17 protein-coding genes are annotated in these 18,463 nt (G+C 64.1%); 14 read left to right on the top strand and 3 right to left on the bottom strand.

Annotation, left to right across the window (positions count from 1 at the left end):
* Nucleotides 1–4: 4 nt before the first annotated feature.
* Nucleotides 5–634 (bottom strand): TetR/AcrR family transcriptional regulator, encoded by a 630-nt coding sequence (locus MSTE_RS10870; protein ID WP_096501123.1) that lies wholly within the window; start codon nt 632–634, stop codon nt 5–7.
* A gap of 118 nt (nt 635–752) precedes the next feature.
* On the opposite strand from MSTE_RS10870, the gene MSTE_RS10865 reads away from it, so the two are divergent.
* The 7 genes from MSTE_RS10865 to MSTE_RS10835 all read left to right on the top strand — a co-directional run bounded on the left by MSTE_RS10865 (nt 753) and on the right by MSTE_RS10835 (nt 10,268).
* The gene (locus MSTE_RS10865; protein WP_096501121.1) at nt 753–2,075 is read left to right on the top strand and encodes a flavin-containing monooxygenase; all 1,323 of its coding nucleotides are present in this window, start codon (nt 753–755) and stop codon (nt 2,073–2,075) included.
* Nucleotides 2,072–2,986, top strand: coding sequence for an alpha/beta hydrolase (locus MSTE_RS10860; protein WP_096501119.1), 915 nt, complete (start codon nt 2,072–2,074; stop codon nt 2,984–2,986). Before MSTE_RS10865 ends, MSTE_RS10860 begins: the two co-directional genes overlap by 4 nt.
* Entirely contained in the window at nt 2,979–4,577 is a 1,599-nt protein-coding gene (gene fadD1, locus MSTE_RS10855) for a fatty-acid--CoA ligase FadD1 (RefSeq protein WP_096501117.1), read from the top strand. Before MSTE_RS10860 ends, fadD1 begins: the two co-directional genes overlap by 8 nt.
* Before the next feature lie 58 nt (nt 4,578–4,635).
* Nucleotides 4,636–5,982, top strand: coding sequence for an HNH endonuclease signature motif containing protein (locus MSTE_RS10850; protein ID WP_096501115.1), 1,347 nt, complete (start codon nt 4,636–4,638; stop codon nt 5,980–5,982).
* A 76-nt stretch (nt 5,983–6,058) separates the two neighbouring features.
* Nucleotides 6,059–6,502: an SRPBCC family protein gene (locus MSTE_RS10845; protein ID WP_096501113.1), complete on the top strand. Its 444-nt coding sequence runs from the start codon at nt 6,059–6,061 to the stop codon at nt 6,500–6,502.
* A gap of 104 nt (nt 6,503–6,606) precedes the next feature.
* Nucleotides 6,607–8,091 (top strand): amino acid permease, encoded by a 1,485-nt coding sequence (locus MSTE_RS10840; RefSeq protein ID WP_096501110.1) that lies wholly within the window; start codon nt 6,607–6,609, stop codon nt 8,089–8,091.
* Between the two features lie 68 nt (nt 8,092–8,159).
* Nucleotides 8,160–10,268 (top strand): RecQ family ATP-dependent DNA helicase, encoded by a 2,109-nt coding sequence (locus MSTE_RS10835; protein WP_096501108.1) that lies wholly within the window; start codon nt 8,160–8,162, stop codon nt 10,266–10,268.
* 11 nt (nt 10,269–10,279) lie between these two features.
* Here MSTE_RS10835 and MSTE_RS10830 read toward each other — a convergent pair whose 3' ends face one another.
* A complete protein-coding gene (locus tag MSTE_RS10830) occupies nt 10,280–11,497 on the bottom strand; it encodes an MFS transporter (protein WP_096505740.1) in 1,218 nt (405 codons plus the stop codon).
* Nucleotides 11,498–11,632: 135 nt separating this feature from the next.
* On the opposite strand from MSTE_RS10830, the gene MSTE_RS10825 reads away from it, so the two are divergent.
* The 5 genes from MSTE_RS10825 to MSTE_RS10805 all read left to right on the top strand — a co-directional run bounded on the left by MSTE_RS10825 (nt 11,633) and on the right by MSTE_RS10805 (nt 16,361).
* Nucleotides 11,633–12,337, top strand: a complete 705-nt coding sequence (locus MSTE_RS10825; protein ID WP_096501106.1) for a FadR/GntR family transcriptional regulator — start codon at nt 11,633–11,635, stop codon at nt 12,335–12,337.
* A gap of 6 nt (nt 12,338–12,343) precedes the next feature.
* Nucleotides 12,344–12,817 (top strand): copper chaperone PCu(A)C, encoded by a 474-nt coding sequence (locus MSTE_RS10820; RefSeq protein ID WP_096501104.1) that lies wholly within the window; start codon nt 12,344–12,346, stop codon nt 12,815–12,817.
* On the top strand, nt 12,814–14,028 hold the full coding sequence (locus MSTE_RS10815; protein ID WP_096501102.1) for a Dyp-type peroxidase: 1,215 nt from the start codon (nt 12,814–12,816) through the stop codon (nt 14,026–14,028). The genes MSTE_RS10820 and MSTE_RS10815 overlap by 4 nt, the downstream gene beginning before the upstream one ends.
* 62 nt (nt 14,029–14,090) lie before the next feature.
* On the top strand, nt 14,091–14,714 hold the full coding sequence (locus MSTE_RS10810) for a MerR family transcriptional regulator (RefSeq protein ID WP_096501100.1): 624 nt from the start codon (nt 14,091–14,093) through the stop codon (nt 14,712–14,714).
* 3 nt (nt 14,715–14,717) lie between these two features.
* On the top strand, nt 14,718–16,361 hold the full coding sequence (locus tag MSTE_RS10805; RefSeq protein WP_096501098.1) for an FUSC family protein: 1,644 nt from the start codon (nt 14,718–14,720) through the stop codon (nt 16,359–16,361).
* Nucleotides 16,362–16,439: 78 nt separating this feature from the next.
* Here the strand turns inward: MSTE_RS10805 and MSTE_RS25190 are convergent, their stop codons facing one another.
* Nucleotides 16,440–16,577, bottom strand: coding sequence for a hypothetical protein (locus tag MSTE_RS25190; RefSeq protein WP_167455685.1), 138 nt, complete (start codon nt 16,575–16,577; stop codon nt 16,440–16,442).
* 106 nt (nt 16,578–16,683) lie between these two features.
* Between MSTE_RS25190 and ectA the strand changes: the two genes are divergently transcribed.
* Together ectA and ectB are read left to right on the top strand one after the other, a co-directional pair.
* On the top strand, nt 16,684–17,145 hold the full coding sequence (gene ectA, locus MSTE_RS10800; protein WP_231897049.1) for a diaminobutyrate acetyltransferase: 462 nt from the start codon (nt 16,684–16,686) through the stop codon (nt 17,143–17,145).
* Nucleotides 17,146–17,173: 28 nt separating this feature from the next.
* Nucleotides 17,174–18,451, top strand: coding sequence for a diaminobutyrate--2-oxoglutarate transaminase (gene ectB, locus MSTE_RS10795; RefSeq protein ID WP_096501094.1), 1,278 nt, complete (start codon nt 17,174–17,176; stop codon nt 18,449–18,451).
* Nucleotides 18,452–18,463: the final 12 nt, after the last annotated feature.

Here is an 18,463-nt window from a genome sequence, read left to right as displayed (position 1 = left end):
ACTACTATTTCACGGGCGCTATGCGAAGCGCCGGCAGGACATATCGCCGGAAGTGGCGACGCAGTGAGGCAGGATCATCCGGGTCCATGTGGTTCCCGGGTACGCTGCCCAAACTGATCATTACACGGGCGATCCACTCGCTCGCTTCCTCAATGTCGGTGCGCGCGTGAATCTCTCCGGCATCGCGGGCCGCCTCGAGATACGGACGCCAGAACCCGGCAAGATCGGGTACCAGCCCCAGCACCCCCGCGCCGGCGCAGGCCATGAACTCCTCGGGCTCGCGTACTCGCATTCGCATGAGCAGGGTGCCGGGATCATCGTATGCGCGGCGGCCGATTTTCACGCCTGCCACCAACTGATCCTCGAACCCTTCGATATCCGCAAGCTCCGCGGCAGACTGGGCCCAGCTGATCTCGATCAATCGGATGATCGCGGCACCCACCAAAGTCTGTTTGTCCGGGAAGTGGCGATACAGCCAAGAACGCGATACGCCGGCTCCCTCTGCCACGTCGGTCATCGTGGTCGCACGAATACCCTTGTCAGCCAATATTTTCTCGGCGGCATCGAGTAGCCGGGCGGCCACCGAATCGCCATCGGGATCGGGTATCGAGCCTTCATCGAACACCGCAGTCATGCCCTCAATGTAAACAAGCTGTGGACACATTTCAAGATCTGTGTACACTTCGAATGCACAGATTTCTGAAACTGTTCACAGGCGACCGCAATGCGGCGGTCGTACCCCAAGGAGTCCCATGACCCGACCCAATACTGCGATCATCGGTGCCGGAATCAGCGGACTGACGTCCGCGAAGATGTTGTCCGACTACGGAATTCCCTATAGCTGTTTCGAAACGTCGGATCGCATCGGCGGAAACTGGGCATTCGGCAATCCCAATGGCCACAGCAGCGCATACCGCTCCCTGCATATCGATACCTCACGGCATCAGCTCTCGTTCCGCGACTTCCCCATGCCCGACAGCTACCCGCACTTTCCTCACCACACCCTCATCAAGCAGTACCTCGAGGACTACGCGACAGCCTTCGACCTCAAGCCTCATATTGAATTTCAGAACGGCATCGTCCAGGCCGAGCGCTTGACAACCGGTGGTTGGGAGCTGCTCACACAGAAGGGTGAACGCCGATTGTTCGACCTTCTCGTCGTCGCCAATGGACATCACTGGGACCCCAGATATCCCGATTTCCCCGGCACCTTCACCGGCACCACGTTGCACTCACACCACTACATCGACCCCCGCACTCCCCTAGATCTCATGGACAAACGGATCCTGGTGGTGGGCCTGGGCAACAGCGCTGCAGACATCGCAGTGGAGCTATCGTCCCGGGCTACCGGAAATACCGTCGCCCTCTCCACCCGGTCCGGCGCCTGGATCGTCCCCAAGTACGTGGCCGGCCAGCCCGCCGACAAGTACTTCCGCACCAGCCCTCACATACCGATGTCATGGCAGCGCAAACTCTTTCAGATGATGCAGCCCCTCACGTCGGGTCGCCCCGATCAATTGGGGCTACCGATGCCGAACCACAAATTCGGCGAAGCGCACTTCACCCAATCCGTCGAGCTCCCGCTGCGACTTGGATCGGGAGACATCACCCCCAAGCCGAACATCGACCGACTGGACGGTGACACCGTGCATTTCGAGGACGGCACGTCCGCGGACTTCGACGTGATCATCTTCGCCACGGGTTACAACATCACCTTTCCGTTCTTCGACCCGGCATTTCTCAGTGCGCCGGACAATCGCATCGACCTGTACAAACGGATGTTCAATCCCGGTCTGGACGACCTGATCTTCGTAGGCCTGGCACAGGCGGTTCCATCCTTGTTCCCGTTCGTCGAATGTCAGGCACGACTGGTGGGTGCCTATGCGGCAGGCAAGTACCGGCTGCCCTCGGTCGACGAGATGCACCAGGTGATCGAGGCGGAACATCGCAGGTACACCGGGCACATGCTTGATCGTCCGCGTCATACCCAGCAGTTGGACTACTTCCTCTACGAGCACGATATGAGAACCAAGGAGATCCCCCGCGGACTCGCGCGGGCGAGGGGTGCCGCATGAACCGACGGAACATCCGATTCAACAGCCACGGCATCGACTGTGACGCCTGGCTGTACCGTTCGGAGACTGCGACGGAGCAGGCCCCCGTCGTGGTGATGGCACACGGGCTGGGCGGCACCAAAGACTCGGGACTCGAAGCGTTCGCAGTGCGGCTCGCCGACGCGGGCATGCACGCCTTCGCATTCGACTATCGCGGCTTCGGCTCCTCTGACGGGTTTCCCCGGCAACAGGTTTCGTTCAGCCATCAGATCGGCGATTATCACGCTGCCGTGAACGCCGCCGCCCGCCTCCCCGGTGTTGATCCCAGGCGGGTGGTCTTGTGGGGCGTATCCCTCGCCGGCGGGCACGTACTGGCGGTTGCGGGTTCGCGAAACGATATCGCGGCCGTCGTGTCGGTGACGCCGTTGGTGGACGGCATTGCGGCGGCGCGCTCGGCGATGGGTGAACACAGCGCCCGCACGTTGGCTCGCTCGGCGCTCACCGGTATCCGCAGCAGGGTGGGACGTCACCAGCAGACCATTCCGATCGTCGGGCATCCGGGAGAGCTCGCGGCGTTGACATCAGACGGGTACTACGAGGCGCACCTGGCGATCGCGGGACCTTCTTGGCGCAATGAGATCGACGCGACGGTGGGCACTCAACTTGCCGCCTACCGCCCCACCCGTTATGCCGCGCGGATCGATTGCCCCACGCTGGTGCAGATCGCCGACTTCGATCGGGCCGCGCCACCGCATGCCGCGGCCAAGGCTGCCTTCAAGGCACGCGCCGAGGTGCGCCACTACCCCTGTGATCACTTCGGTGTCTATCAGGGCCAGGAGTGTTTCGACTCCGTCGCGTCGCACCAAATAGGCTTTCTGACAAGATATCTGGGAGTCAGCTCGGCGTCGTTGACCGAGGCGGTTCATGGCTGAGACCATTCAGCAGCTGGTGCGCGCCCGGGCCGCCGATGACAACGTTGCACTCGTTTACCGGGGCGCGAAGTGGACCTGGCGTGAGTACGTGGCCGAGGCGGCCCGTCAGGCGGGGGTACTGATTCGGAGCGCCGATCCGCACCGACCTCTTCATGTCGGCACCCTGCTGGGCAATACGCCCGCGATGGCCATTGCGATGGCCGCGGCCGCTCAGGGCGGATACATCCTGTGCGCGATCAACAACACGCGTCGTGGCGCGGGGTTGGTGCGCGATATCCGCAAGGCAGATGTGCAGATACTGCTTGTGGACAGCGAGCATCACACCCTGCTCGAATCGTTGGATCTATCCGACATCGTCGTGATCGACGTCGACGGCACGAGCTGGCGTCGCGATGTCGAGACGGCCGGCGAGCTGGAGCCGTATCGAACTGCCGCCGCCCTTGACCCCTTCATGATGATCTTCACCTCAGGGACCAGCGGTGACCCGAAGGCAGTTCTCGTGACACACATGATGGTCCTCGTCGCGGCTCAGTCGCTGGTGGCTCGATTCTCGCTGTCTCCCAACGATGTCTGCTACGTCTCGATGCCGTTGTTCCATTCGAATGCCGTGCTGGCCGGGTGGGGTGTCGCGATTGCGTCGGGAGCCGCGCTAGCTCCGGCGAAGTTCTCCGCGTCGGGCTTTCTTCAGGACATCCGGAAAGTCGGCGCCACCTACATGAACTACGTGGGCAAGCCACTGGCATATCTCCTGGCCACGGAAGAGCGGCCCGACGATACGGTCAACCCGCTGCGGGTGGCGTTCGGAAACGAGGCCTGCGATAACGACATCGACCGGTTCGCACGACGATTCGATGTCGCGGTGTACGACGGATTCGGTTCGACGGAGAATGCCGTCATCGTCACCCGGGAGGAGGGAACGCCGACAGGATCCATCGGCAAGGGCTTCCCCGGCGTTGCGATTTACGACTCCGCCACGTCGATCGAATGCGCCGTGGCCCGGTTCGATCCCCACGGCATCCTGGCCAATCCGGATGAGGCAGTCGGCGAGTTGGTGAATACCCAAGGGGCAGGCTTCTTCTCGGGGTACTACAACGACGACGACGCTACCGGTGAACGAATGCGCCACGGCATGTACTGGTCGGGCGACCTTGCCTATCGCGACGCCAACGGCTGGATCTATCTGGCAGGGCGGACGGCCGACTGGATGCGGATCAACGGCGAGAACCTGGCGGCGGCTCCCATTGAACGAATCGTGCAGCGACACCCCGCAGTGAGCCAGGTGGCCGTGTACGCCGTCCGCGACGCTTCCGGCTGCGATGAGGTGATGGCCGCGCTGGTGCTGCGGGAACCGTTGGCGCAGTCAGATTTCACTGCGTTCCTAGCCGCCCAGGAGGATCTGCCGCGCACCGGTTGGCCACGATACGTGCGCTTGACGCCAGGGCTCCCGTCCACCGCGACCAACAAGGTCCTCAAGCGCGTGCTGATTTCGGAGGGCCTTGATATCGGCGATGACGAACTGTGGCACCGAGACGGGCGCGGGGCCGAATACCTGCCCCGGCGACTTCCCCAGCGGTCGATGTTTCCAGAGTGACTGGAGTTGTTCACCAAAACCATTGCACGGCGCAGTTTCCCACATTAATATCGAACGTATGTTCGATTCATTGGCCGACGGTGAGCTGATCGATGTGATCAGCTCCTCACAGCGCGCGGAAGCGCAGGCAGCCGCGCGGCGCCTCGCTGCCATCGGCGCACTGGTGGATCGCCATGCGGACCCCGAGCAACAGGATCCTCGAGACAGGTTTGCGGTGGACCGCTGGGACGAGGTTGCCGCGCAGGTGGCCGCCGCACAGGGCATCACCCATGCGTTGGCCTCACATCAGATGCGTTATTCCTACGTGCTACGACATCGGCTGCGTGCCGTGGCGCAGCGATTCGCCGCCGGCGACATTGACTTTCGTACCGTTGCGCTGATCATCGGGCGCACCGAACTACTGGAAGACGATGTCCTTGTCGCCACCGTCGATGCGGCGATCTGCGAAGCACTGCCCCGCTGGGAACGCTGGTCCGTCAAGCGCATCACGGCCGCGCTAGACGCGCTGATCTACCGCCACGACCGTGACGCCGTGCGCCGCACCAAGACCGCCACCGATGATCGCCACCTCGAGATCCGGCCCCTCGATACCGGCGACCCCCTGGCCGAGATCTGGGGTGTACTGCAGACCCCACACGCTGCGGCCCTCGATAAACGTCTCGAACAGTTGGTCGCCACCGTCTGCCCTGCCGACCCGCGCACCAAAGCCCAACGGCGTGCCGATGCCATCGGCGCGCTCACCCAGGGCCTGGACCGGATGCGCTGTACCTGCGATGACGCCGACTGCGCGGGAGGCACCATCGCCGACACCCCCGTCATCGTGCACCTAGTCGCCAACCAGGACACCTTGGAGGACCCCGAAAACTCTGCGCCCGCACAGGTATCCGGATTCGGAGTCATCACCGGCACTCAGGCTCGTCACATCGCCGCCCAACCCGGCGCCCGCATCCGCACTCTGCACGCCAAGGACACCGACCGCTATCGGCCCACCCGCACCCTCGACACCTATATCCGGTGCCGCGATCAGATGTGCCGCTTCCCTGGCTGCTCACACCCCGCCGATACCGCAGACCTGGACCACAGCGTCGCATACGCCGACGGCGGCCGTACCTCAGTAGAGAACCTGAAGGCATTGTGCCGCAAGCATCATCTACTGAAGACCTTCTGCGGATGGCGTGAAATCCAGGAGCCGGACGGCACCGTCATCTGGAAAGCGCCCACCGGACACACCTACCCCACCACCCCTGCCAGCGGGCTACTGTTCGCCAATCTCAGCAGGTCCCGCACCCGCGCCCAGGACCGTCAACAACGCCGCACCGCCGAACGACACCTCAACCAACGGCAGCGACTAGAACGCGAGCACGCACAAGCCGCACGTGCCAAGGCGAATCCACCGCCGTTCTAACCCGTGAGATAACGCCAGGGCATTGCCTCTGGTGACAGAGCGGGTACCGTCACCGTCGTCCCTTTGAAAGGAACCTATGGCTATCGACGGCACCATTCCGCCAGCCCCCGTGCGTGTGCAGGTCGTGCACACCTTCACGTCCGCCCCCGAGGTGGTGTTTGACAAGCTCGTCCAGCATGAAAGTTACGAGTTGTTCGGACTGAAGGTAACCGAGGTGCGCGACGGCGAGACCGGGCGCTATGGCGTCGGGTCGGCCCGCGGGCTCAAGGTCGGCCTGTTACCAGAGTTCTGGGAGGCGACCATAACCGCCGACCGACCCACCTTGATCGAATACAAGATCATCAAAGGCTCGCCACTCATGCAGCATTGGGGTCGTCAGGAACTAACCCACCTCCCCAATGGCGGAACGCAACTGAACTACACAATCCGCTTCGATATGGCCATACCGGGTGCGGCCGCGATTACGGCCAAAGCGCTGACCAGAGCGATCATCAAGGGCCTGCCGCAGCTTTGCCCCTGAGGCGCAACCCGGTCCGCCGCACCAACGCGTCACCTCTCCGTGTCGCAGCATGTTCGTAACATGGTTGTTCCAGTCAGCAACTTTCCGGTCGCTACGGTCGCACGATGACGTCCCCGGCAACATATGACACATCAGCACCCGCGCCTGAGGAACAGGGATATCACAAGGGGCTGAAGAACCGGCAAGTCCAAATGATCGGCATCGGGGGTGCCATCGGCACGGGGCTGTTCATGGGAGCCGGTGGCCGGTTACACAGCGCGGGACCGGGCTTGTTCTTGGTTTATGCGGTCTGCGGCGTGTTCGTGTTCTTCATCCTGCGTGCGTTGGGCGAGCTGATCTTGCACCGGCCGTCCTCGGGATCCTTCGTGTCGTACGCCCGCGAATTTCTCGGTGAGAAGGCGGCATACGTCGCGGGCTGGATGTACTTCTTCAACTGGGCCGCCACCGCCATCGTCGACGTCACCGCCATCGCGCTGTACATGCACTACTGGAGCGCCTTCAAGGCCATCCCGCAGTGGTCCATCGCACTCATTGCCTTGATCATCGTGCTGACCATGAACACCATCAGCGTCAAACTGTTCGGGGAGATGGAATTCTGGGCGGCGCTGATCAAAGTCGTTGCCATCATGGGGTTCCTGGTGATCGGGACGGTCTTCCTGGCGGGCCGCTTCACGGTCGAGGGCGCCAGCACAGGGCCTTCGGTGATCGCGGACAACGGCGGCCTGCTGCCCACCGGCCTGATGGCCCTGGTGATCGTCACCTCGGGAGTCGTCTTCGCGTACTCCGCAGTCGAACTGGTCGGCATCGCCGCCGGCGAGACCGAGAATCCGGAAAAGGTGATGCCCCGGGCCATCAACTCCGTCGTGTTCCGGGTCGCGGTCTTCTACGTGGGTTCGCTCATCTTGCTGGCACCGCTACTGCCCTATGGGACCTACAAAGCCGGCGAGAGCCCCTTCGTCACTTTCTTCTCCCGGATAGGCGTGCCGTACGCCGGCGATGCCATGAACTTTGTGGTGCTGACAGCCGCACTGTCCAGCCTGAACGCGGGCCTGTACAGCACAGGGCGCATTCTGCGGTCCCTCGCGATGAATGGCAGTGCACCAAAAGTGTTGTCACGTATGACCTCTGGCGGAGTGCCGTTCATGGGCATCGCGGTCACCGGCGCCCTCACACTTGTCGGGATATTCATGAACCTGGTCATTCCCGCCGAAGCCTTCGAAACCGCTTTGGATCTGGCGGCGCTCGGGATCATCTCGTCGTGGGCCACCATCGTGATCTGCCAGATCCAGCTGTACCGATGGTCTCAGCGAGGCATCTTGCGGCGGGGCAGTTTCCGGATGCCCGGGGCGCCATACACCGGGTACCTGACGCTGGCGTTCCTGGCAGCCGTGGTGGTGTTGATGTGTTACGAGAACGCGTGGAACCTGATCGCGATCGTGGTACTCATCCCCGTGCTGACCGCGGGCTGGTATCTGTGCCGCGGCCGTGTACTGCAGCTCGCGCAGGACCGCATCGGATACACCGGCGCATACCCGGTGATAGCGCACACTCCCATGCTCGACGACCCACCGGGCGGCCGGGACGGGTAGCGGCAACGGTTGGAGCGGCCTTGTAGGTTGCGATCAACCGGTAGTCGTACACGAGGGGGACCTGAGGCATGGGCCAACTGAATGGGGCCAGGGCAGATCAGGCCCGAGAGGTGATCGAGGCGCTGGCCGGTCCCGGTGCAGTCCTGCGGGAAGATCAAGAAACCGCAGTGACAGCACTACTGGAGCCCGCGGCTCGGGTGTTGGTGGTCCAAGCCACGGGATGGGGTAAATCCGCGGTGTATTGGGTCGCGACAGCCATCCGACGCGCCGAGGGCGCCGGTCCGGCACTGATCGTCTCGCCGCTGCTGTCCCTGATGCGCGACCAGGTCGCTGCCGCCGCTCGGGCAGGGTTGCGAGCCGCGACGCTCAACTCGTCGAACTTCGACGAGTGGAATGCGATCGAAGCACGGCTCGTCGCCGGTGATGTCGATGTGCTTCTGGTGTCACCTGAGCGGCTGGCCAACCCCTCTTTTGGCCGCAGGGTGCTGTCGGCACTCGAAGGCTCCATGGGTCTGCTGGTCATCGACGAGGCGCACGCGGTATCGGACTGGGGACACGATTTTCGTCCCGACTACCGCCGAGTCTCCGACGTGCTCACCCGGATGAATCCGAGTACGCCGGTACTGGCCACCACCGCCACCGCGAACGCGCGGGTCACCGAGGACGTGGCTACCCAGCTGGGCGATGCCACCCTTGTTCTCCGGGGACCGTTGGCCCGGCGTTCATTGCAGCTCAACGTGTTACCACCGATGTCGCCGCTGGCACGCTATGCGTGGGTCGCTCAGCATCTCGACGAGCTACCAGGGTCGGGCATTGTCTACGTACTGACCGTCGCCGACGCTCAACGGCTGGTCAACGCCATCCACGCGGTACACCCAGAGGCGAAAGTCGCTGCCTACACGGGCCAACTCGATGCGGACGCGCGAGCACGGCTAGAGGACGCGCTACGTGAGAACCGGATCAAGGCGCTGATCGCCACGTCTGCCCTGGGGATGGGCTTCGACAAGCCCGACCTCGGATTCGTAGTCCACATCGGCTCACCGCCATCGCCGGTCGGCTACTACCAGCAGGTGGGGCGCGCGGGGCGCGCCATCGACCATGCTGCAGTCGTGCTGCTTCCGTCGGAATCAGACGCCGGCATATGGGACTACTTCACCACCGCTTCGATTCCAGATTCCAAGCAGATGGACACAGTGCTCACCGCTCTCGCCGGTGAGACGCGCGATGGCGAGGGATCGGTATCGGTAAACGCACTCGAGGCCAAGACAGGTATTCGGCGCACACGAATCGAGCTCATGGTCAAGCAGCTCGCCGTCGACGGTGCGGTGGAGCGGGTCGACGGCGGCTGGCGATCCACCGGTAGCCCTTGGCATTTCGACGCAGAGCATTACGACGGCATCATTGCCACTCGCCGCCGCGAGGCCGACATCATGAGGGCCTATACACGTGGAGAACGCTGCCTCATGCAGCTGCTCACAGAATCGCTCGACGATCCCCAGGCCGCATCGTGTGGACAGTGCTCGGTGTGCCTCGGGCAGACACCCGATGGGCTTGGGCTGCCCGCCTCCGCCGAGCTGATGCAGATGGTCGCCGCCACCCTGCGCACCGACTCCACGGTGCTTGAACCCCGAAAGATGTGGCCTGGCGGAGAGTTCGGCACCCGCGGCAAGATTCCGGCGGACCTGCTCGCCGAGCCGGGCCGCGTGCTGGTCCATGCCGACGCTCCAGAGTGGAGCGGGGTAATCGCCGCTGCGGTAGCGGGCGAGCCCGAGGCGATCGAGGTTCTGGCCCAGGCCGCGGTTTCCGCTCTCGCTCGATGGCGCGACGAATGGGTCGCCCGCCCCGAAATCGCGGTGTCGCTGCAGCTGACCGGCACGCCCAATCCGGTGCAGCCCGTGACTGACCGAATTGCCACGATCGGTCGCCTACAGCGCGCGGTGATGCCGGCGGTTGCGGGTACGGCGCCCGGCCGTGATTCGTCCGGCGGCGAGGAAGCCGCCTATTGGCGTGACGCGATCGGCACGGACGAGTCGCTCCGGGAGGCGATCAATGGCCGGTGCGTGCTGCTGGTGACGGACTCGACGTCCACCCGGTGGCCCGTCACCGTGGCCGCCGCTCATCTGCGGAAAGCCGGGGCGCGAGCGGTACTGCCGCTGCTCATCCACCACCCAGCCTGATCCGGCTCGGCTCAGCGACCCCAGGTGTCTTCCAGCATGCGCGGCTTGCAGGCCTGGAAGGCGCCGACACCCAGCACGGTGATCGCGACGAGCAGAAGGCCGAACGGCGCGTACCAACCACCGGTCACATCGTGCAGCACACCAAACAGCAAGGGGCCCAAGCACGCGACGGCATAGCCGACACCCTGGGTAAACCCGGACAGCGCCGCGGAACCGGCGGGAGTGCGGGTGCGCAGATTCACCAGCGTCAACCCCAACGGGAAGGTGGACGGACCGAATCCAAGCGCGATCACCCACACGGCCGTCGCGGTCATCGGCATCCACAACAGCCCGGCGAACCCGACGAGGAAGCAGACCAGGCAGGCCACCACCAGCGGGAACGGGTTGCGCATGCGGGCAGCCAACGGCGGGATTGTCAGCGTGCCAACGAATCCCACTGCCGAGAAGATGGCCACCATGACGCCGCCCAGTCCGGCGCTGCCGCCGGCCGAGGTGAGAATCGCCGGAATCCAGGTGAACATCGAATACGTCACCAAAGACGTCATGCCGAACATGCCGGCCATGCCCCACGCCAGCGGTGATCGCCAAACCTGGCCCACCGCAGACGGATCCGCATGAGGCTCAGCAGAATGGTCCTCGACATCATGGCCGCGGCGCGCGATGACGACACCGATCCACGGCAGTAGAGCGGCGATCGGAACAAGCACCCAGGCTGCCAGCGAGAATCGCCAGCCATAGGTATCGGCGAGGGGCACCGCGGTCAACGCCGGAACCGTGGTACCGATCTGCAACACCGTGAGATAGGAGGCGCTGATCAGCGCGACGCGATGCGAGAAGTACCGCTTGACCAATGGTGGGATTACGACGTTGCCGATGCCCATGCCGAGCAGGGCCAGGCAGGACAGCACCAACAAGCCGCCGGTTGAGTTCATCGCGGGCCGCGCCGCCATACCGATGACGGTGGCGACCACCGCGGCGAGCGTCGTGCGCTCCAGACCGAAGCGCTCGGTGAGCGCGGGTGTCACCAGCCCCGCGACGGCGAACATGGCGGTCGGCAGCATCCCGAACACACCGATCACCGCGGAACCGAACCCGATCTCGTGTGAGATCTGGGTCAGCAGCGGCGTCAGCGAGGTAACCGCGGAACGAAGGCACAGCGCGAACAACAGGATCGCGACCAGCACCATGAGGCGACCACGGCGCAGCGCGGTCGCCGATACGGCCCGCATCGAATCGTGCGTGGCGGTTCCGGTGTCCTGCGCAGCCGTAGTCAACGTTCATCCTCCTGTGTGCCCCGGCAAATCATAGGATGAATGGATGAATGAGTTCAAGGTGATTTCCACCGCACGCTACGATGAGCCCTCATGCAGCCGGTCCGTCGCCAAACACTGATTGGCCAGGTCACCGAGCAACTCCGCGAGGAGATTCTGTCGGGACGCTGGACCATCGGCGCGCGTATCCCAACGGAACCTGAATTGTGCGAGCTCACCGGGACCTCCCGCAACACAATTAGAGAGGCGGTCCAGGCCCTGGTACATGCCGGGATGTTGGAACGGCGCCAGGGCTCTGGCACCTACGTGCTCTCGATGGGCGGCAGCGGCTCGGCCATCGCCGACTACTTCGCGGCCGCCAATGACCGCGATCTGATCGAACTGCGGCAGACACTTGAAGTGACCGCCGCCGGGCTCGCCGCCCAGCGACGTGATGAGGATGACATCGAGCACCTCCGCGCCCTGCTGCAACGCCGCAACGAGCTGTGGGCGCCCCACCACGTCGCACCCGAAGATGTCGAGGACGCCATCTCCACCGATATCGCGGTGCACCGGGCCGTGGTGGCAGCGAGCCACAATGCCCTCTACCTGGAACTTTACGATTCGCTACTGGGCCTGATGGACCACTACATGCGGGGAAACCCGATCGGCGCGGAGTGCTCGTTCGAGCACGAACACACGATGCTCGTCGAGGCTGTCATCGCCGGCGATATCGACGCCGCCACAACCGCCACCGAGCGGCTCTTCACCGATCTGAGCCTGCGCCGCCGGAACTTTCCGTCACCGGCGCACGACTAGCTGAACGTGAAGATCGTCATCCCGGCAGCAGTCGCGCTGTCCTTGCTCGCCGGTTGTTCGGCGCATGAGTCCACATCCGCCACCCAGGCCACGCAAGCTTCGGTAGTCACCATCACCGACCAATGGGCCAAGTCCGCACCCGACGGCTCCATGACCTCGGTGTTCGGCACCGTGCACAACAACGGTTCCAGCGAGGCGCGCATCGTGTCCGCCACCTCACCGGCCGCCCGGTCTGTCGAGCTCCACGAGGTGACTCCCGGCGGGTTGATGCGCCCCAAGGAGGGTGGGGTCGCCATTCCCGCCAACGGCGAGCACAAGCTCTCCCCCGGCGGCGATCACGTCATGCTCATGGGACTGACCACTCCCCTGCGCCCGGGCCAAGACGTCGTCATCACACTGGCCTTCCAAGATGGCTCGACCAAGCCCCTGACCGCTCAGATCCGCGACTTCGCAGGCGGCAACGAGAACTACCAGCCTTGAGCACGACGCGTCGTTCTCTGTCCCGGCGGGGACTCATTGTCGGCGGCGGCGCCGCGGCCGCCCTCACCGCGGGCGCCGGACTCTCGGCGTGGTCGGCCCAGTCCCAAGCAGCACGACCACAAGGCGCACCTGCCGTCGAACCGTTTCACGGAGAGCATCAGGCGGGAATCACCACCGCCCCGCAGGCGCACGCGTTGTTCCTCGCCCTGGATCTACTGCCCGGCAGCAGCACAGACGAACGGTCGACTAGGGAGAACCTGCGGTCGATCTTGCGTCTGTGGACCACCGACGCGGCCAGATTGACCCAGGGCCTGCCCGCGCTCGCCGACACCGAGCCGGAATTGGCAACGACCACAGCACGATTGACCATCACGACAGGCTTGGGCCCGGCGGTGTTCAGCAAGGCGGGCCTGGCCGACAGATGTCCGGCCTCGGCGCGCGACTTCCCGGCGTTCGCCACCGACAAACTCGACAAACGTTGGTGCGGAGGGGACCTCCTGCTGCAAATCTGCGCCGACGACATGCTCGTGGTGGCGCATGCGGCGCGGGTTCTCTTGAAGAACGTGCGCTCGCTGGCCTCCGAGCGCTGGCGCCAGACCGGATTCCGGACACCGCGCGCGGAAGACTCCTCGGGGGGCACCATGCGCAACCTCATGGGACAAGTCGACGGCACGGTGAACCCCACCGTGCCCGAGCTCGATACCCTGCTGTGGCACCAGGGCGAAGACCACCAGTGGCTCAGGGGCGGAACACTTCTGGTCCTTCGCAGGATCACCATGGACCTGGACGGATGGGACCAGCTGGACGTCAAGCTCCGCGACCTGGTGATGGGCCGGAAAGCGGCCAACGGCGCGCCGCTGACGGGCGAGAAAGAATCCGACGAACCCGACCTGGAGATGACCCGTGGCGGCATCCCCGTGATACCGGCGACCTCACATGTCGCCCTGGCCCGCCACCGCAATCCGCACGAGAAGTTCCTGCGCCGTCCGTACAACTTCGACGACGCACCGCTGCCCGGCTCATCGTCGAACTCGGGCCTGATTTTCGCTGCGTATCAACGTGATATCGCTACGCAGTTCGTCCCGGTTCAGCGACGGTTGGCCGAACGCGATGAGTTCAATCAATGGAACACCGCGGTCGGATCTGCCGTCTTCGTCATGCCGCCGGGCACCACTGAGGACGGATATCTCGGCCGGACGCTGCTGGACTAGCGCCTCGCTCACACCCCCTTGCAAGTTAGGCTTACCTAAGTTTCAATGGTGAAGTGAGCTTGATGTCGAGACCAGTGCCCACCGAACCCACCGTGAACATCGGTGAGGCCGCGGCCCTCTACGGCCTCAGCCCGTCGACCCTGCGACGGTGGGAGAAGCAGGGCGTCCTGAATTCGCCGGTCCAACACAGCGGCCGCCGCACCTACACCGAGCGAGACCTGCGGCGCATCGGCATCGCATACCTGTGCTGCATCACCGGGATGATGCCGCTGCGCCAGGCAGCCGTCGTGACATCGCATTCGGCACAACCCGATACCTGGCGCAACGCGGTCACCGAACAGGTCGCCGAGATCTCCACGCGTATCGAACAGCTCGATCGTGCGCGCGAATACCTGAACCACCTGCTGTCCTGCCAGAACGAGGACATCGTCGATTGCCCGTATCTCGACGGTGAGCTCCGCATCCGGCCCCCCCGTGGCCGCGCTGCCGGCAATAACCTGGTGTCCGCGGCACGCGGCACCTGTTACGAATCCCCTGCAGTTCGTGACGAAACACCAGCCGAGATGCATGGACGCTGCGATTTCTGCGGCTCCGAACTGATCATCCACGGGAAGGGACGGCCTCAGCGCTACTGCTCCCCCGCCTGCAAACAGCGCGCCTACCGGCAGCGGCACGGTATGAAATGACGTGTGACCCCGTCCGCGCCTGAATCGCCGGATCCGCTACCGCAGATCGCCCGGGCCCGCTCCATCCTGTTCTCCGCTCCGCCGGCGGGCAGGCGGTGGAGCATCGGCTTGCGCGCAGGCGCCGCCGTCGCCATTCCCGGGACACTCGTCGTGGCCGCCGGGTATCCGAATGCGGCACTCTATGTCACCTACGGGGCCTTCGCCGTTCTCTACGGCGAGGGGCGCCCGTATCGGGTGCGTGCCGCCGTCGTCGCGACCGCGGGAACGGCACTGCTTCTCATCGCGATGCTCGGCGCCGTCGTCGGCACCCATGCACCTGGCGGTGTCGCCAACAAGGTGGCCATCATCCTCACCCTGACGGCCGTCGCGGTCCCGGTCGTGTACACAGTGGACGCGCTTCGGCTCGGGCCGCCGGGTGCACTGTTCTTCGTGCTGGTGTGCGGCGGCGCACTGGGCGCGACCGAATGGGGCGTGGATCCGATCAAGATTCTCGTCTGCGCAAGCCTGGGGGCCGTTGCGGCGGTGGCCGTTTCGATGGTCGGCGCCGCGGTTGACCTTCACAAACCGGAACGTGCCGCCGTACAGCGGGCAGTCGATGCGGTAGACGGCTACGCCCAGCCAGGCAAGGCGACGGTCGACGCGCGCCACGCCGCGGGACTGGCGATCTCCTCCGCATGGACCGCCCTGCACGACGCGGGAATCTCCACCACGTCGGACTCACCCCTGGTGGCCACGATGCTCGATACCCATCGTCGGTTCACCGAAACCGCCGTCGGCACCAAGATGGTGCTCGATCACGTCATCCCGGGCGACCACGTCCTGGTGGTCCGACCCAGCATTTGGTACCGGCTGCACCGCTCGGCGCGGTTCCGCTCACACGCCACCATCACCGCCGGACGCGTCGGCATCGCCTGCCTCGGCGCCGGAGTCATCAGCTCCGCGGTCGGGCTGACACGCCCGCAATGGGCGATCCTGAGCGCCCTCGTGATCGTCCATCTGGGTCCCGATCGGCTACACGGAACGGTGCGCGGACTACATCGCTTCGCAGGAACGGTCATCGGACTCGGCCTCTTCGCGGTGCTGTACCAGCTTTCTCTCACCGGGTACGCACTCATCGCCGCCATCGCGACGTTGCAGTTCTGCACCGAGCTTTTCCTGCCACGCAATTACGCCGTCGCCGTCATGTTCGTGACGCCCATCGCACTGCTGTCGGCCGGCGTGGTCACGTTGCACGGGGCCGTCACATCCATCGTGCGCGACCGCCTCGCCGAGACGCTGATCGGTGTCGCCGTCGCCATGGCGTCCATGTATCTGATCGCGCCGCGTGCCCATCGCCAGACCTTCTCATTCACCGAGGCCCGCATCCAACGGGCGGCATTGGCCCTGGTTGCGAGCGCCAGAGTGCAGCCCGCGCACGACGCGGCGTATGCAGAAGCACGAGACCTATCCTTCGAACTCGAGGGAGCCATCCGGGCCGGCGTGCACAGCGCACACAACGAGCCCGACTGGCTGCAGGCGCACTGGCCCACACACGCCGCACTCATTCATCACGGATATGACCTGGTGGCGGCCTGCTGGGCCACTCCTCCCGGCGAGATGCTCGCCAACCCCGACCGCTGGGAGCGCTGCTTCGCCAGCAGGGCCTGAATTTTTGCCGGGCAATCTCAACGCACCTTCGTCAAGATCCTGTCAAGTTCTCATGGTCCCACAATAATATGACGAGGGTCACATCAGGTGGATACCCTCGGCAAACGCGATGAGTTGACCCGCATCGCCGGTACCGGTCCTGGCCATTCGGGTGTCAATGTGGTTACGGTCGAGCAGTACGAAACCCGATACGAAACCCCAGTTGATACGAAACATGTTGTGGTGATGGTGATTTTTAGTGGTCGATACTGAATTACAGAATGAAAAACGTTGCACCCCTGTGTGGTCGATAGGCCACCCAACGCAGTCGGATGCTCGCCATATGTGGCGCATCGCACGCGACTCCGGCGTACTGGACGTCAATTCTTCGTACGCATACCTGTTGTGGTGCACCGACTTTCCCTCTACGGCCGCCGTCGCACGTGTCGATGACAGGACAATCGGATTCGTCACCGGATACCTCAGGCCATCTGGATCACTGATGATCTGGCAGGTGGGGGTCGATGAGGCGCACCGTGGAAAAGGACTCGCCGCCAGCATGCTGGGCTGGCTCGCAGACTCTCTCGCGACCTTGCAGGGTGAACCGCTGGTTATGGAAACTACTGTTACACAGTCCAATACCGCCTCGCGTGCGTTATTCGCCGGATTTGCCCGCCGGCGGGATATGGAGCTCACCGAGTCCGCAGGATTCGATGAGGACCTCTTTCCCGACGCGCATGAGGCAGAGCCGCTATTAAGGCTCACTCCGCTAGACCCACATAAAACACCCAGCCACAGTGCCTAAACGCATTGGGCCGAAAGGGGATACAGAAATGACCGCCACCTTGCCCGCTCAGGAAGCTGGGCTGCCGAAGGTCATCAACGAACGTGAATCCGAGGTACGGAGCTATTGCCGCACCTGGCCCACCACCTTCGCCTCTGCCTCCGGATCCTGGCTCACCGACACCACCGGCGAGCGTTACCTGGACTTCTTCTCCGGTGCGGGCGCGCTCAACTACGGGCATAACAATCCGGTGCTCAAGACTGCCCTCATCGACTACTTGACCACCGATGGTGTTGTGCACGGTCTGGACATGGCCACCGTGGCAAAGCAGCACTTCCTCGAGGAGTTCGAGCGCACCATCCTGGAACCGCGCGGTATGGACTACAAGGTTCAGTTCCCCGGCCCGACCGGTACCAACGCCGTGGAGGCCGCACTCAAGCTGGCGCGGAACATCACCGGGCGCGAATCGGTCATCAGCTTCACCAATGCCTTCCATGGAATGACACTGGGATCGCTGGCCGTGACTGGAAATTCCATGAAGCGGGCGGGGGCGGGCGTGCCGCTGGTGCACTCCACCCCGATGCCATACGACAACTACTTCGGTGGTGTCACCGAAGATTTCCAATGGTTTGAGAAGGTCCTCGACGATGAAGGAGGCGGACTCAACAAGCCCGCCGCGGTGATCGTCGAAACTGTGCAGGGCGAGGGCGGGGTCAACGTCGCTCGCGCCGAATGGCTGCGCGCGCTGTCAGATCTGTGCCGCGCGCGTGAGATCTTCCTGATCGTCGACGACGTCCAGATGGGTTGCGGCCGAACGGGCGCCTTCTTCTCCTTCGAAGACGCGGGAATCCGCCCGGATATCGTGACGCTGTCCAAGTCGATCAGTGGATACGGATTGCCGATGGCACTGACCCTGATACGGCCCGATCTCGACCAGTGGGCCCCGGGTGAGCACAACGGCACCTTCCGCGGGAACAACCCAGCCTTCGTGACCGCCACCGCAACGCTGCAGAAGTATTGGCGGGATAGCACATTCAGCGAAGACGTGCGCCGCAAGGGGGACCGCCTCCACAGCGAGCTGTCCGCGCTGGTGGCTGACGACGACTCGGTAACCGTGCGCGGCCGCGGCATGGTGCAGGGTATTGCGTTTGCCGACACCGAGCGGGGCTCCCGGGTAAGCAAGGCCGCGTTTGAGCGGAACCTGCTGGTGGAGACCTCCGGCCCCAAGGACGAGGTAGTCAAGCTGCTGCCCGCGCTGACCACCACCGACGAGCAGCTCGACATCGGAATCGCCACCTTGCGTGACGCCATCGCGGAATCCGCCTGATTCCGTACGGAA

Origin of the sequence: [Mycobacterium] stephanolepidis (assembly GCF_002356335.1) — a bacterium.
In the GTDB taxonomy this organism is placed as follows: Bacteria; Actinomycetota; Actinomycetes; order Mycobacteriales; family Mycobacteriaceae; genus Mycobacterium; species Mycobacterium stephanolepidis.
This window is presented reverse-complemented; position numbering and strand designations above follow the sequence as displayed.

What these genes read in the sequence shown, in the direction of transcription:
- MSTE_RS10870 (WP_096501123.1), bottom strand. Translation starts at nt 634, where the DNA reads ATGACTGCGGTGTTCGATGAAGGCTCGATACCCGATCCCGATGGCGAT.
- MSTE_RS10865 (WP_096501121.1), top strand. Translation starts at nt 753, where the DNA reads ATGACCCGACCCAATACTGCGATCATCGGTGCCGGAATCAGCGGACTG.
- MSTE_RS10860 (WP_096501119.1), top strand. Translation starts at nt 2,072, where the DNA reads ATGAACCGACGGAACATCCGATTCAACAGCCACGGCATCGACTGTGAC.
- fadD1 (WP_096501117.1), top strand. Translation starts at nt 2,979, where the DNA reads ATGGCTGAGACCATTCAGCAGCTGGTGCGCGCCCGGGCCGCCGATGAC.
- MSTE_RS10850 (WP_096501115.1), top strand. Translation starts at nt 4,636, where the DNA reads ATGTTCGATTCATTGGCCGACGGTGAGCTGATCGATGTGATCAGCTCC.
- MSTE_RS10845 (WP_096501113.1), top strand. Translation starts at nt 6,059, where the DNA reads ATGGCTATCGACGGCACCATTCCGCCAGCCCCCGTGCGTGTGCAGGTC.
- MSTE_RS10840 (WP_096501110.1), top strand. Translation starts at nt 6,607, where the DNA reads ATGACGTCCCCGGCAACATATGACACATCAGCACCCGCGCCTGAGGAA.
- MSTE_RS10835 (WP_096501108.1), top strand. Translation starts at nt 8,160, where the DNA reads ATGGGCCAACTGAATGGGGCCAGGGCAGATCAGGCCCGAGAGGTGATC.
- MSTE_RS10830 (WP_096505740.1), bottom strand. Translation starts at nt 11,497, where the DNA reads ATGCGGGCCGTATCGGCGACCGCGCTGCGCCGTGGTCGCCTCATGGTG.
- MSTE_RS10825 (WP_096501106.1), top strand. Translation starts at nt 11,633, where the DNA reads ATGCAGCCGGTCCGTCGCCAAACACTGATTGGCCAGGTCACCGAGCAA.
- MSTE_RS10810 (WP_096501100.1), top strand. Translation starts at nt 14,091, where the DNA reads ATGTCGAGACCAGTGCCCACCGAACCCACCGTGAACATCGGTGAGGCC.
- MSTE_RS25190 (WP_167455685.1), bottom strand. Translation starts at nt 16,577, where the DNA reads ATGTTTCGTATCAACTGGGGTTTCGTATCGGGTTTCGTACTGCTCGAC.
- ectA (WP_231897049.1), top strand. Translation starts at nt 16,684, where the DNA reads ATGTGGCGCATCGCACGCGACTCCGGCGTACTGGACGTCAATTCTTCG.
- ectB (WP_096501094.1), top strand. Translation starts at nt 17,174, where the DNA reads ATGACCGCCACCTTGCCCGCTCAGGAAGCTGGGCTGCCGAAGGTCATC.